This window comes from Achromobacter sp. MFA1 R4, assembly GCF_900156745.1.
In the GTDB taxonomy this organism is placed as follows: domain Bacteria; phylum Pseudomonadota; class Gammaproteobacteria; order Burkholderiales; family Burkholderiaceae_B; genus Achromobacter.
In genome coordinates, this window is the sequence record NZ_LT707065.1 from 3,639,225 (window position 1) to 3,652,196 (window position 12,972).

A 12,972-nucleotide genomic window follows, 5' to 3' on the forward strand; every position below is an offset into this window, starting at 1 on the left:
GCTGCGGCGTCTGCGGTGTCAGACACCCAGTGCCGCAGACACCTACGAAGCGCCCTTGAACGGCGTATGCGATTCCAGTTCGCCCAGGTAGTCCGTCACGGCGGCGGTTTCCTCGTCCAGGAAATTCTGGATCGCTTCGGCGAATCCGGGGTGGGCCACCCAATGCGCCGACCACGTCGGCGTGGGCAGCAGGCCGCGCGCCATCTTGTGCTCGCCCTGCGCGCCGCCCTCAAAGCGCGCGATGCCGTGCGCGATGCAATAGGCGATGGCCTGCATGTAGCAGGTCTCGAAATGCAGGCCCGGCACATACTCCGTCGCGCCCCAATAGCGGCCATATAGCGCATCGCCGCCGGCCAGGTTGAGCGCGGCCGCCACCGGCTCGCCATCGCGTTCGGCCAGGATCAGCACGAAGGCCTCGGGCTGGTCGCGGTGCGCGCGCTCGAAGAACGCGCGGCTCAGGTAGGGCGGGTTGCCGTGGTCGAAGTAGGTGCGGCAATAACAGTCGTAGAAGAACGCCAGCTCCTGCGCGCCGATCTCGCCGCCGCGCAGCCAGCGGAACGCAAGGCCGGCCGCGGCGACCTTCTTGCGGTCCTGGCGGATCTTCTTGCGCTTGTCGTGGCTCATGGCGGCCAGGAATGCGTCGAAATCCGCGTAGCCGGCGTTGGTCCAGTGGAACTGCACGCTCTCGCGGATCATGAAGCCAGCCTCCCGCAGCACGCGCACGTCCGCGTCGTCGGGAAAAAGCAGATGCAGGGACGACACGTTGATCTCTTGCGCAAACGCCACCAGCCCGCGCACCAGGGCGTCGCGGTCTTCGTCGTTGGCCGCCAGCAGCCGGGGGCCCGTGACCGGCGTGAACGGGATGGCCGACAGCAGCTTGGGGTAGTAGCGCATGCCGTGCCGCTGGAAGGCGTCGGCCCACGCATAATCAAAGACGTATTCGCCGCGCGAGTGCGATTTCAGGTACAGGGGCGCCGCGGCCGCGAGCGCATCGCCGCGCCACAGCGCCAGAAAGTGGGGCGCCCAGCCGGTGCGCGGCGAAGCGCAGCCCGTCTCGTGCAGGGCGAGCAGGAAGGCGTGGCGCAGAAAGGGCTGGTCGCCCGCGAGCGCGTCCCATTGCCGGGCGTCGATGCGGGACAGATCGGTTTCTAGGGTCAGGCGCAGGGAATCCATCCGCGAATGATAAAGTCTTCGGGTGCGCCTGGTGTCCGGACCATGGCGCTGGAAGGGATTTGAAGCGGGCTTTGAAGCAGGATTTGAAGCAGTATTTGATGCAGGAATACAAGCAGGATTCGAAGCGGCCGCGCGCGGCCCGGGACGACGGCAACATGAACACCAGCAGGACAGCCCCGATGGCACAGGGGGACGAGGCGCTCGGCATGCGTGCGCAGGCGCTGGCGGCGCTGGCCGCCACGGCATGGCCCGACAAGCTGGCGCGGGTGCGCGCCATTGCGGACGACGCCAGGCTGGATTGCGAGCGGGTCTTCGCGCCTGTTGCCGGATTGCCCGGCCGTCCGGCGCGGCCTGCGCTGGTCGCGCCCGCCGAGGTCAGCCAGCGCTCCATGGCCACGCAGGAGGGCAGGGCGGCGCTGCTGCACGCCCTGGCCCACATCGAGTTCAACGCGGTGAACCTCGCGCTCGACATCATGTGGCGCTTTGCCGGCATGCCCGAGGCTTTCTACCGGGACTGGCTGCGCGTTGCGCGCGAAGAGGCGCTGCACTTCGACCTGCTGCGCCAGCGCCTGGACGCCCTGGGCTATGCCTACGGCGATTTTCCCGCGCACAACGGGCTGTGGGAAATGGCCGAGAGAACCCGCGACGACCTGCTCGCCCGGCTGGCGCTGGTGCCGCGCACGCTGGAGGCGCGCGGACTGGACGCCTCGCCCATGATCCGCAACAAGCTGGCCGGCGCGGGCGACGCGCAAAGCGCGGCCATCGTCGACATCATCCTGCGCGACGAAATCGGCCACGTCGCCATCGGCAACCACTGGTACAAGCAGCAGTGCGCGCTGGCGGGCAAGGAACCGGTGGCCTGCTATGCCGAACTGGCCAGACAATATGACGCGCCGCGTCTGCGCGGCCCCTTCAACCTGGAGGCGCGGCGCGCCGCCGGCTTCGACGACGACGAGCTTGCCGCGCTGCAAGCCGGCTGAGGAAGGCATCCAGATGGACATCACGATCGACGCGCTGCTGACGGGCACGGTCCGCCCGCTGGGCGATTCGGGGCGCGACAGCGGCATCGACAAACATCCCGTGGCCGAGCGGCGGTGGCTGGGGCCCGAAGGGCTGGACGGGGACGCGCAGGCCGACCGGCGCTTTCACGGCGGCCCGGAAAAGGCGCTGCATCATTACGCGCGCGAGCACTATCCGGCCTGGCTTGCGGCGCTGGGCGACCGCGCGGTGCTGCGCGCGCCCGGGGCCTTCGGCGAGAACCTGTCGACGACCGGCATGACGGAACGCGACGTGTGCGTGGGCGACATCTACCGCGCGGGCGCCGCGCTGATCCAAGTGTCGCAGGCGCGCCAGCCGTGCTGGAAGCTGGATCACCGGTTCCAGCACAAGGGCATGGCGGCGCAGGTGCAGGCCGGCGGCATGACCGGCTGGTACTACCGCGTGCTGCAGGCCGGCTGGCTCGCGCCCGGCGACACGCTGTCGCTGCAGGAGCGGCCGCATCCGCAATGGACGCTGGCGCGCGTGCAGGACATCCTGAACCGCCGCGTGCTCGATCCGGATGTGCTGCGCGCGCTGGCGGCGCTGCCCGAACTGTCGCCCAACTGGCGCACGCTGTTTGAAAAGCGCGCGCACGCCGGCGAAGTCGAAGACTGGACGCGGCGCCTGCAAGGCGACGCCGCGATCGCATCTCCCAAGGAATCCCAAGCATGACCTCCCTGTTGATCCGCGCGCTGGCCAGCGCCGCGCTGGTCCTGCCGGCGTCCGCGGCGCTGGCCGCCGACCCATTTGCCGCGTGCCTGTCGCAGTTGCGCGGGCCCGCCTTGAAGGCCGGCGTCGCGGCCGCGACCTTCGACACGCATACCGCCGGGCTCGCGCCCGACATGGCGGTGATCGACCTGCTGGACGCGCAGCCCGAATTCAAGACGCCCATCTGGGACTACATGGCGGGCCTGGTGGACGACGAGCGCGTGGCCGACGGGCAGGCCGGCATGGCGCGCTGGCAGGCCGAGCTGGAGCGCGCATCGCTGCGCTATGGCGTGGATCCGGCCACCATCGCCGCGGTGTGGGGCGTGGAAAGCAACTTCGGCCGCACCTTGGGCGGCCGGCCGCTCCTGACGTCCCTGTCCACGCTGTCGTGCTTCGGCCGGCGCCAGGCGTATTTCCGGGGCGAATTCTTCGCCACGCTCAAGATCATCCAGGACGAGCACATCGCGCCCGACCGCCTTGTCGGCTCCTGGGCGGGCGCGTTCGGCCAGACGCAGTTCATGCCGTCCACCTATCTGCGGCTGGCGGTGGACTTCGATGGCGACGGCCGCCGAGACCTGGTCGACAGCGTGCCCGACGCGCTGGCGTCCACCGCCAACTTCCTGAAGCGCGCGGGCTGGAATCCGGCGCTGGCCTGGGGCTACGAGGTCAGGCTGCCCGCCGGGCTGGACACTGCCGGCGCGGGCCGCAAGAACAAGCGTCCGATGTCGTCCTGGGTAAAACAGGGCGTGACCCGCGCCGACGGCCAGCCCTTGCCGGGCGGCGACACGCCGGCCGGCCTGCTGCTGCCCGCGGGCCGCGGCGGCCCGGCGTTCCTGGTCACGCGCAATTTCGACGCCCTGTATTCCTACAACGCCGCCGAAAGCTATGCGCTGGCCATCGCGCATCTGTCCGACCGCTTGCGCGGCGGCGGTCCGTTCGTCCAGGCCTGGCCTACGGACGACCCGGGCCTGTCGCGCGCCGAACGGCGCGAACTGCAGCGCCTGCTGATCGCCCGCGGCTATGACGTGGGCGAGCCCGATGGCATGGTCGGCGCCCGAACGCGCCAGGCCCTGCAGGCCGCGCAGCGCGAATTGGGCTTGCCGGCCGACGGGCGCGCGGGCCAGAAGGCGCTGAAGGCGCTGAGAGCATCGACGCCCCCGCCGAAAGGATGAGCCGCCCGGCCTGATTTACAACTTTTGCAAAGTCGAGCCCGGCAGCGGGCGCACCGGCGCGCGCGACGCTTTTCGTCGGCCTATACTGGTTTTCCGACTTTTCCAGGAGCGCGGCAATGAGCCTATTGGACACTTTGGCCTCGATGGCCGGCGGCGGTCAGCAGGGCGGATCGGCCTCGCTGTTGCCTGCATTGATTGAGCAACTGAACAAATATCCCGGCGGGCTGACCGGCCTGATCGCCAGCTTCCAGAAGGGCGGGCTGGGCGAGATCGTGGCCTCCTGGGTGGGAACCGGCCAGAATCTGCCCGTCAGCCCCAGCCAGCTCGGCGCGGTGCTGGAACCCGGCGTCGTGGACGAACTGGCCGCCAAGACCGGGCAGGACACCACTTCCGTGCTGGATTCGCTGTCGGCCCTGCTGCCGCAACTGGTCGACAAGGCCACGCCGGAAGGTGCGGTGCAGCCCGGCCAGCAATTCAATCCGGCGGACCTGCTCGGCTCGCTGTCGGGCCTGTTCGGCAATCGCGGATAAGGGCAGGGCAGTCTCCTGGTACATCCGCAGATCAAGTCCCGCCTGCGCCGGCGCCTGTTCCAGGCGCTGGCCCTGGGCGCGCTGGCGCCGCTGGCCGCCTGCTCGCCGCCGCTGTCCCTGAACGCCACCTTTCTGCAGCTCTGGCGCAGCCACGCGGACCTGACGCCCGACGATTGGCGGCTGCGTCTGCGCAGCTTCCGGCGGCTGGGCTGCCGCGAGATCTTTCTGCAATGGACCGGGCTGGAAGGCGGGCGCCCGGACGACTGGATGGCGCCCGGGACGCTGCTGGACACCCTGTTCGACGAAGCCGCGCGCCAGGGGCTGGGCATCCACGTGGGCCTGCCCTACGACCAGCGCTGGTGGGACGTGCTGGCCCGCGCGGACACGACGTCGCTGGCCGCCTACCTGGATCAGACGCGCGCGCGCGGCATCGCCTACATGCAGCAATCCGGCTGGAACGAGCGCCGCGCGTTCCGCGGATGGTATCTGCCGTATGAGCTGGAGCAGTACAACTGGGCGGCCGCCGAACGCCAGGCGCTGCTGGTGCCGTGGCTGGACGCGCTGTCGCGCGCGGCCCAGGCCACCAGCCGCGGGGTCCCCTGCATTTCCACGTATCACAGCCGGTTGCCGGGCGAGGGATCGCTGGCGACGCTGTGGAGCCGCATCCTGGATCGCGTGGCCATCCATCCCATGATCCAGGACGGCGTGGGCGTGGCGGGCCCGGCCAACCTGCGCGCGCTGGCGCCGCTGCACGACATGCTGCGGGCCCGCCACGCCTCGTTCGACCTCATCCTGGAACTGTTCGAGGAACTGCCCTCCGGCGCCACCGATGGCTCGACCTTCAAGGCGCGCTCGGCCGACTTCGAACGCGTGCGCGAGCAATGGGAAGTGGCCCGGGGCTATGGCGCCAAGCGCATCGTGGCTTTCGCGCTGGACCCCTGGGTCATCGACGACACGCCCGAGGCGCGCGCGCTGATGCGGGCCTGGATGGACGCGCGGATCTGAAGCCGGCTGCGCAGCGTCAATGGAAGCTGCGGCCGATGATCTCCAGCATGACCTCGTTGGTGCCGCCGAAGATGCGCAGCGCGCGCGCGTCGGCCCACGCGCGGCCGATGCCGACCTCGGCCATGTAGCCATAGCCGCCATAGAGCTGGAGCAGGTCATCCAGGATGCGGCCCTGCATCTCGGTGGCATTGAGCTTGGCGATCGCGGCCGTCGTGGCGTCCAGCTCGCCGTCCAGCATGCGCGCGAGGCAGTCGTCCAGGAAGACGCGCAGCATGGCGCTCTGGGCCCTTGCGTTGGCCAGCTTGAACCGCGTGTTCTGATAGTCGATCACGCGGCGTCCGAACACCTTGCGGTCGCGGGTGTATTGCGCGGCCTGTTCCAGCATGCCTTCCTGTGAGGCCGCCGCGCGCAGCGCGATCGCCAGGCGCTCGCGCGCCAGTTCGCGCGTCATGATCTCGAACGCGGCATTGGGCGGGCCCAGCAGGCAATCGGCCGGCACGCGCGCCTCATTGAAGAACAGCTCGCAGGTGTCCTGGCTGTGCTGGCCAATCTTGTGCAGCGGCGCGCCCTTCGTGTAGCCGGGCAGGCCTTCCTCCACGCAAAAGAGCGACAGCCCGCGGGCGCCCAGGTCGGGATCGGTGCTGGCCAGCACGATGGCCAGTCCGGCGTTGACGCCATTGGTGATGAAGGTCTTCTGCCCGCTGAGCACGTAGTGGTCGCCGTCGCGCCGCGCGCGCGTCCGGATGGCCTTCAGATCGCTGCCAGCGTCCGGCTCGGTCAGCGCGATCGCGCCGATCGTCTCGCCGCGCGTCATGGCCGGCAGCCAGCGGGCCTTCTGCGCGTCGGTGCCGACGTTCAGCAGGTAGGGCGCGACCATGTCGGAATGGATCGAAAAGCCGATGCCCAGGAAGTTCGCGCGGGCCAGTTCCTCGATCACCACGGCGGCGTGCCCGAAGTCGCCGCCCGGCCCATAGGGATCCGGCAGCGCGCAATTGAGCAGTCCTTCTTCGCCCGCCCGCCGCCACAACGCGCGCGGCGTCACGCCGGCCTGCTCCCACTCGGCGTAGTGGGGAGCGATTTCGCTGGCGATGAAGCGCTTGACCTGGTCGCGGAAAAGTTCGTGGTCGTCCCGGAATACGCGGCGCATGAGAGTCTTCCTATTTCTTGTAGGGGTCCGTGCCGCTGGCCTGGCCTTTCAGGACGGGCGCCTGCGGCGTGCCCGTGAGGAACAGGCTGTAGTGGTCGCCCGGCTGCAGGGCGGGCAGGGCAAGGGCTGGCGACACGGCCGCGCCGCAGCCGGCGACCAGCGTGGCGCTGACCGGGTTGATGGCGCGCGCGGCGGAACTGCCAGGATCGACGTCCTTGAACAGGACGGGGCCCGGCGGGCTGACCGCCAATTGTCCGGCGGCGCAGTCCGCCGCGAGGTTGTAGAAGCGCAGTTCCGCCTTCAGCGCATCCATCGCGCCGGCGCTGTCGTCGATGACGCTGAACGACAGCCTGCCGCCGTCGCGCCGCGGAACCAGTGTGCTGAACGTGTCGGGCGCGACCTGCAGCGTGCCCGCGAGCTTGCCGTCGATGCGCACGTCGAAGGGCTGGTTGCCCTTCACGATGGCGTAGGTGGTGGCCTGCCTGTCGGGGCCGATCTCCTGGACCGGACCCTGCGCCACCTGCGCCTGCAGCGGATGCACGTGGGGATTGACCACACGCACGAAGGACGAGCCGGCGGGCGGGCGCGCGGCATAGAGTTGCGCCAGCACGCCTTCGGCGGCGGCGCTGGCGCAGGCGGCCGCCAGGGCGATGGCGAGGGCGAGGCGATGGGTCGTGCGTGTCATGCTTGCTGCTCCGGTTTCTTGCTGAGGCGCGCTTCGAGGTACAGGCGTTCAAGCTGCTTGCGGTCCGCCTTGTCCGTGCTGGTGGTGGGAAAGCGCTGGCAGGCCAGCAGCTCGGAAGGAATCATGTAGGGTGGCAGGCGTCGGGCCAGCGTGTCTTTCCAGTCGGCGAGGTGCGCGGGCAGCGGCTGCAGGCCTGCCGGACCGCTCGCGGCCGGTTCCACGAACCCGATCAGCCGGACGATGGCCCCGTCGGGCCGGCGCAGCGCCACCGTCGCGCCGGCCCGCGCGCCGGGCAGGGCGGCAAGGGCGGCATCGATCTCGGCCAGCTCGATACGGTAGCCGTGCAGCTTGATCTGGTCATCGATGCGTCCGCAGAAGGTGACCCGTCCCTGCGCGTCCATCTCGCCCAGGTCGCCGCTGCGGTAGCCGCGCTTGCCGTCGCGCGTGAACATGCGCGTCGCGTTCAGGTCGGGACGGTTCAGATAGCCCCGCATGACATGGTCGCCCGCGATGCAGATTTCGCCGTGCTCGATGAACACGTCGGCATAGGGCTTGGCGCGGCCGATCGGAAAAGGATTCGGCGCCGCCGCGCGCAGCGCCGGGTCGATCTCGACCCAGGTCGTGGAGCAAGTGGCCTCGGTCGGGCCATAGGAATTGACGATGCGGACCTGCGGAAAGCGCTGCCAGATTTCCTCGGCCAGGGCCGGCGTGAGCGACTCCGCGCCGAAGACGAACACGCGCAGGTCCGGCAGGTGGACGTGGTCGAAATCGGGATTGAAGAGCTGCTGCCGCACGAACGAGGGCGTGGACGCCCAGACGCCGATGCGCGTGCCCGCCAGGTACTGCACGAAGCGGTCCCGCTGCGCGATGGTCTCGCGCGGGCACAGCACGCAGGCGCCGCCCAGCGTCAGCGCGCCGACCCAGTTGAACAGCGAGAAATCGAAGCTGAACAGCATCTGGTCCATGAACACCGGCGCGGGGCCCAGCGCAAGGCAATCGCGTATCCACCCGGCAAAGAGCGCCACGCTCTCGCGGCCGATCTGCACGCCCTTCGGATCGCCCGTGCTGCCGGACGTGAACATGATGTAGGCCAGGCCGGCTTCGGCCAACGGGGACGCGTCGCCCGCGGGACTGAAAGACTGCGCCTGCGCGTCGTAGCGCAGGCCGGCGCGGACCAGCTCGCCGATGCGCGCGATGCGCTCGGGCGGGTTGATCACGTCCACCGGCACGAAGGGCAAGCCCAGGCGCAGGCAGCCCAGCATGGCCACCAGGAAGGCGGTCTCCTTGTGGCCGGAGATCACCAGCGGGACGTCGGACCGCGCGCCGGCGTCGCGCGCGGCCTTTTCCCACGCTTCGGTGGCCGCGCGCAGCGCGCCCCACGAGGTCGCGCCGCGCGCGTCCACCACGGCGATGGCGTCCGCGCCGCCCTGCGTATCCACGAATTCGCAGGCATTGAAATCGAAACGCATGGTCCGGCCCTCCGCTCGGCGCGCGCTAGGCGCGGCTGTGCTGCGCGATGAAGGCGGCCAGCGTGTGCACCGATTCCAGGTGCACGTCGATCTCGGTGGGCGGAATCTTGCAGCCGAACTCACGCTCCACGGCGAGCGCCACGTCGACGGCGGCCAGCGAGTCGACCAGGCCCGATTCGATCAGCAGCGTGTCGGGGTCGACCTGGGTGAGGATGATGCCTTCGACGAGTTGCGCCACTTTGGCTTCGATAGCGTTGATGTCCATGGAATGCTCCGCGACCGTGTGTGCGGTCAGAATTGGAAGTAAAGGAACCGGGTTTCCTTGTGCAGGTTGACCAGGCAGAAAACCAGCAGCGCCAGCATGACCGCCATCCAGGCGAGGTTGGGGCGCCAGCGCATGAAGGCCTGCGGGGCCTCGTGCGGCTTGAAAAGGGCGGGCGACCAGCGGCCCAGGATCTGGTGCGAATTGGGCGTGAACCACGCGATGCCCAGCAGCACGGCGGCGTAGATGAACTGCAGGTGATGGCCGGCGACGAGGCGCCACGCATCGCCCGCCGCCAGGCCCGAGACATGCGTGGACAGGTCCAGCGCTTCCATGCCGCGCGCGCCCGCCATGCCCTGCAGCAGCAGCACCGCATCGCCCACCCCGTGGGCGCGGAAGAACGCCTGCGCGACCAGCACCGCGACAAAGGTCACCAGCACGCAGAGCGCGCGCGTGGCCGGATGGGTGTTGCGCGCCGCCGCGGGCTTGCGGCCCACCACGAAGATGCGCCACGCATGGTTCACCGACAGGTACATCGCGTGCAGCAGGCCGAACACGACAAACTGGAAGCCCGCTCCGTGCCACACGCCCGCCAGCGTCATCGTGAAGAGCGTGGGCAACGCGATGCTGCCCGCAAAACCGCCCGGCGTCTTCAGGCCCGCCGAGCCCACCGGCAGGTTGCGGTTCGTGCGCCACTTGTTCACGGCCACCGCTACCGGGTAGTACAGATAGGCGGTGATGTAGCGCGTCAGCGTCATGTGCCAGCGTGCCCAGAATTCGATGATGTTGCCGGCCTTGTAGGGCGAATTGAAGTTCAGCGGGAAGCGGATGCCGAACATCTTGGCCAGGCCCAGCGCCATGTCCGAATAGCCCGAGAAATCGAAATAGAGCTGCAGCGCATAGCAGAGGCTGGCGCCCCACGCGCCGAAGAACTGCAGCTCGCCCGGCGCGGCGAACCCGGCATCCGCATACGGCGCGATGCCGTCGGCCAGCAGCACCTTCTTGGCCAGTCCGATCACGAACAGCATCGCACCCACCGACAGGTTCTCGGCCCGGAACCGGTAATTCTCCGGCTGCGCGAACTGCGGCATCATCTCTTTGTGGTGCAGGATGGGGCCGGCGATCAGGTGCGGAAAGAAGGTCACGAAGAGCACGTAGCTCAGCAGGCTGCGTTCCTTCACCACGCCCGCCTTGCAGTCCAGCAGGTAGCCGATCTGCGTGAACGTGAAGAACGAAATGCCCAGCGGCAGGATGATGTCGTCCGCCGTCGATGCCGTCATGCCCAGGTCGTTCAGGAAATTCAGCAGCGTCGCGAAATACTTGTAGTGAAACAGCAGCGCCAGGTCGGCGCCCACGCCCAGGCCCACGATCAGCCCTTGCAGCCGGGGCCGCCCGGCGTAGTGCAATATCAATTGGCTGACGATGTAATTGAAGGCGATGGAACCGGCCAGCAGCACGACGAACTGCGGATTCCACCAGCCGTAGAAGACCAGCGAGGTCAGGCACAGCCACAACGCCGCCAGCCGCACGTTCAGCGGCCCCAGCGCGTAGTACGCCGCCAGCGTGACGGGCAGGAAGATGAACAGGAACAGGTAGGAATTGAATAGCATGTCGGTTCGCTACGGGATGCGGGCCAGCAGGGCGAGTTCGTCCGCGGTCAGCGGCAGCGACAGGGCGTTTTCCGAGAACTCCCAGATCACGAGCTTCAGGCTGGCGGGCCACTGCGCACGCTGGTTCAGCGCCATCGTCAGCGAGCCCGAGAACTGTCCGCCGTCCAGGCTCATGTTCCACACCTCGCGGCCCAGCCCCATGCCCAGGCGTTCGGCGAACTGGCTGCGGCGGCCGTTCGAGGTGCCCGCCAGCAGCACGTCCACCGGCGCCGGCTCGTCCAGCAGGCCGCCGCCGCGCACCGGCTCGATCTTCGCTTCCGACACCTGCTCCAGGTCGGGCCGCCAGCCGGGCGGCGCGCGCTCCAGGCCCGCCAGCACGATCAGGTCTCCCATGCGCGGCTGCGGCGCGGGCGCCGGATCGGTCTTGAACGCCTGCGTCCCCGCGCCGCTCAGCAGGGGCAGCGCCGCCTCGGCCACCCGCGCGGCGGCGGCCTGCGCGCCCTGGGCATTCATGTGCACGTCGGTGCGGAAAAACCGGGGGGCGGGCGCCGCCCGCAGCGCCTCGCGCAGGTCCACAAAGGGCACGCCGTCCGCGCGCAGCGCCGCCTGCCAGTCGTCCAGGACCTGGCGCATCGGTTGCGACACCGGCAGGCCGCAAAGCTGGGCGGATTCGATGCGCGACTTGTCGGGCACCGCGACGACCAGCACCTGGACCTGCCTGGCGCGCAGTTCCCGCACCCAATGCCGCATCAGGCGCAGGCGTTCGTCAAGGACGTGCACGCCGGGCGGCGGCCGCAGGCCGTCGCGGTAGAACAGCCATTGCGGGCAACCCATCGCAACCTGATCGCCCAGGTCGCCCAGGAGCCGATAACGCAGCGCGGCGTTCCAGGTGTCGACGTCGGCCTGGCGCGGCAAGGCCAGCGCCTGGTTCAGCACCGCGCCCGCCGAGCCGTCCAGCCACGCGGACGGCGCCAGGTCGGCCCCCGAGAGGCGGGCCTGCGCCAGCCGCCAGCCGCCCCAGCCCAGCCCGGCCGCCAGCAGGATGGCGACGACGCAGGCGGTAAGACGGTGGCCGGCGTCAGGGCGGCCCGCGTCAGGGCGTCCGGCAGTGTCCGGTTTGTCCGACGGTTTCACGCGCTTATTTCCCGAGCGCCGCTTTCATGCGGGCGCGCCAGGCGTCGGCGCTCATGAGGGAGGCGTTGTCCCACAGCCCGCGGGCGTCCGGGCCCTGCGCGTAGGTGGGCTCGAACATCTGCCAGACCAGCACCTGGGGCTTGTTCTGCCTGAACGCCGGCGACTCCAGGTACTCCAGCAGCATGACCCAGTGGCCCACATTGCCGGGCTTCCAGTTCACCGACACCGGGCGGTCCAGGACATTGGACAGCTTCTGCGGAAAGCCGAAGTAGGGCTGCACCATGCTGTGGCCGGTGACATGCACGGGCGCCGGCGTGTCGTCCAGCAGGCTCTGGCCCTCGGCCTGGCGCCGCACCGTGAAGGTTTCGCGGCCTGCCTGCTTGCGCTGGTCCGGCGTGAGAAAGAGCTCGGCCAGATCGCCATAGCGGCGTTCGTTGACGACGCTGCCCAGCGGCATGCCGGTGCCGGGCTTGCCGGCCAGCGTCTTCACGTCCTGTTTGATGCGCTGGGCCATCGCTTCGGCGGTGGCGTCGGCGGCCGCCTGCGTCCAGTGCTGGTCGGTGCGGTAGAAGACGTCCTGGCCGCCGTTCTTGACCCGCCGCAGCACCGCCTCGTCGTCGATGGTGGAAATGCCGGCCTGCCTGAGCTTGTCCTGGATGGTCTGGTAGCGCTTCTTCACGTCGGCGCTGAGCGCCTTGCCGTCCGGCAGCTTGTCCTGATAGAACAGCGTCTTGTCCGGCAGCACCAGCACTTCGAGCTGGATGCCCCTGGCCGCCAGCGCGTCGCGCGTCTCGCGCACGAGCTGCGTGGACGCGTCGATGCCGCGCATGTCCACCTGCGTCAGGCTGCCCCAGCCCGGGAAAAGCCAGTTGTCCTTGCCCTGGATGACGATGGACGATGCCTGCTGCGCCTGCGCGGCGGCGCAGGCCGCCATCAGGGCGGCCGACGCCAGCGCGCGGGCCAGGCCGGGCAGGGCGCGCTTCGGGAGGCGGTTTGCGAGGTGCATGCGAAGACTCTCCTTTTGATGCGGGTCGGCGTG

General features: G+C 69.4%; 13 protein-coding genes. 5 read left to right on the forward strand and 8 right to left on the reverse strand.

What is annotated here, in order from left to right; translation table 11 throughout:
• Positions 1–42: 42 nt before the first annotated feature.
• Positions 43–1,173 (reverse strand): GNAT family N-acetyltransferase, encoded by a 1,131-nt coding sequence (locus BXA00_RS16545; protein WP_076519509.1) that lies wholly within the window; start codon positions 1,171–1,173, stop codon positions 43–45.
• A gap of 155 nt (positions 1,174–1,328) precedes the next feature.
• Between BXA00_RS16545 and BXA00_RS16550 the strand changes: the two genes are divergently transcribed.
• The 5 genes from BXA00_RS16550 to BXA00_RS16570 all read left to right on the forward strand — a co-directional run bounded on the left by BXA00_RS16550 (position 1,329) and on the right by BXA00_RS16570 (position 5,626).
• Complete coding sequence (locus BXA00_RS16550; RefSeq protein ID WP_076521975.1) at positions 1,329–2,153, forward strand: DUF455 family protein; 825 nt, start codon at positions 1,329–1,331, stop codon at positions 2,151–2,153.
• Positions 2,154–2,166: 13 nt separating this feature from the next.
• A complete protein-coding gene (locus BXA00_RS16555; RefSeq protein WP_076521976.1) occupies positions 2,167–2,883 on the forward strand; it encodes an MOSC domain-containing protein in 717 nt (238 codons plus the stop codon).
• Entirely contained in the window at positions 2,880–4,091 is a 1,212-nt protein-coding gene (locus tag BXA00_RS16560; RefSeq protein WP_076519511.1) for a lytic murein transglycosylase, read from the forward strand. Before BXA00_RS16555 ends, BXA00_RS16560 begins: the two co-directional genes overlap by 4 nt.
• A 116-nt stretch (positions 4,092–4,207) precedes the next feature.
• Positions 4,208–4,621, forward strand: a complete 414-nt coding sequence (locus BXA00_RS16565) for a YidB family protein (protein WP_076519513.1) — start codon at positions 4,208–4,210, stop codon at positions 4,619–4,621.
• A 132-nt stretch (positions 4,622–4,753) separates the two neighbouring features.
• A complete protein-coding gene (locus BXA00_RS16570; RefSeq protein WP_255376805.1) occupies positions 4,754–5,626 on the forward strand; it encodes a DUF4434 domain-containing protein in 873 nt (290 codons plus the stop codon).
• 16 nt (positions 5,627–5,642) lie between these two features.
• Here BXA00_RS16570 and BXA00_RS16575 read toward each other — a convergent pair whose 3' ends face one another.
• Genes BXA00_RS16575 through BXA00_RS16605 form a run of 7 tightly spaced genes read right to left on the reverse strand, consistent with a single transcriptional unit; the run spans position 5,643 to position 12,939 of the window.
• Positions 5,643–6,773 carry an acyl-CoA dehydrogenase family protein gene (locus tag BXA00_RS16575; RefSeq protein WP_076519517.1) on the reverse strand — a complete coding sequence of 377 codons (1,131 nt, stop codon included), beginning with the start codon at positions 6,771–6,773 and terminating at the stop codon, positions 5,643–5,645.
• A gap of 10 nt (positions 6,774–6,783) precedes the next feature.
• Positions 6,784–7,458, reverse strand: coding sequence for an alginate O-acetyltransferase AlgF (locus BXA00_RS16580; protein ID WP_076519519.1), 675 nt, complete (start codon positions 7,456–7,458; stop codon positions 6,784–6,786).
• Complete coding sequence (locus tag BXA00_RS16585) at positions 7,455–8,927, reverse strand: AMP-binding protein (protein ID WP_076519520.1); 1,473 nt, start codon at positions 8,925–8,927, stop codon at positions 7,455–7,457. Before BXA00_RS16585 ends, BXA00_RS16580 begins: the two co-directional genes overlap by 4 nt.
• Before the next feature lie 25 nt (positions 8,928–8,952).
• Positions 8,953–9,192, reverse strand: coding sequence for an acyl carrier protein (locus tag BXA00_RS16590; protein ID WP_076519521.1), 240 nt, complete (start codon positions 9,190–9,192; stop codon positions 8,953–8,955).
• 26 nt (positions 9,193–9,218) lie between these two features.
• Positions 9,219–10,799 carry an MBOAT family protein gene (locus BXA00_RS16595; protein WP_076519522.1) on the reverse strand — a complete coding sequence of 527 codons (1,581 nt, stop codon included), beginning with the start codon at positions 10,797–10,799 and terminating at the stop codon, positions 9,219–9,221.
• Positions 10,800–10,808: 9 nt separating this feature from the next.
• Complete coding sequence (locus BXA00_RS16600; RefSeq protein WP_076519524.1) at positions 10,809–11,933, reverse strand: cell division protein FtsQ; 1,125 nt, start codon at positions 11,931–11,933, stop codon at positions 10,809–10,811.
• A gap of 4 nt (positions 11,934–11,937) precedes the next feature.
• Positions 11,938–12,939 (reverse strand): twin-arginine translocation pathway signal, encoded by a 1,002-nt coding sequence (locus BXA00_RS16605; protein WP_076519525.1) that lies wholly within the window; start codon positions 12,937–12,939, stop codon positions 11,938–11,940.
• Positions 12,940–12,972: the final 33 nt, after the last annotated feature.

Excerpts from the sequence above, each read along its gene's own strand:
- BXA00_RS16605 (WP_076519525.1), bottom strand. The coding sequence starts at position 12,939 with ATGCACCTCGCAAACCGCCTCCCGAAGCGCGCCCTGCCCGGCCTGGCC.
- BXA00_RS16590 (WP_076519521.1), bottom strand. The coding sequence starts at position 9,192 with ATGGACATCAACGCTATCGAAGCCAAAGTGGCGCAACTCGTCGAAGGC.
- BXA00_RS16565 (WP_076519513.1), top strand. The coding sequence starts at position 4,208 with ATGAGCCTATTGGACACTTTGGCCTCGATGGCCGGCGGCGGTCAGCAG.
- BXA00_RS16560 (WP_076519511.1), top strand. The coding sequence starts at position 2,880 with ATGACCTCCCTGTTGATCCGCGCGCTGGCCAGCGCCGCGCTGGTCCTG.
- BXA00_RS16585 (WP_076519520.1), bottom strand. The coding sequence starts at position 8,927 with ATGCGTTTCGATTTCAATGCCTGCGAATTCGTGGATACGCAGGGCGGC.
- BXA00_RS16580 (WP_076519519.1), bottom strand. The coding sequence starts at position 7,458 with ATGACACGCACGACCCATCGCCTCGCCCTCGCCATCGCCCTGGCGGCC.
- BXA00_RS16575 (WP_076519517.1), bottom strand. The coding sequence starts at position 6,773 with ATGCGCCGCGTATTCCGGGACGACCACGAACTTTTCCGCGACCAGGTC.
- BXA00_RS16595 (WP_076519522.1), bottom strand. The coding sequence starts at position 10,799 with ATGCTATTCAATTCCTACCTGTTCCTGTTCATCTTCCTGCCCGTCACG.
- BXA00_RS16550 (WP_076521975.1), top strand. The coding sequence starts at position 1,329 with ATGAACACCAGCAGGACAGCCCCGATGGCACAGGGGGACGAGGCGCTC.
- BXA00_RS16555 (WP_076521976.1), top strand. The coding sequence starts at position 2,167 with ATGGACATCACGATCGACGCGCTGCTGACGGGCACGGTCCGCCCGCTG.
- BXA00_RS16545 (WP_076519509.1), bottom strand. The coding sequence starts at position 1,173 with ATGGATTCCCTGCGCCTGACCCTAGAAACCGATCTGTCCCGCATCGAC.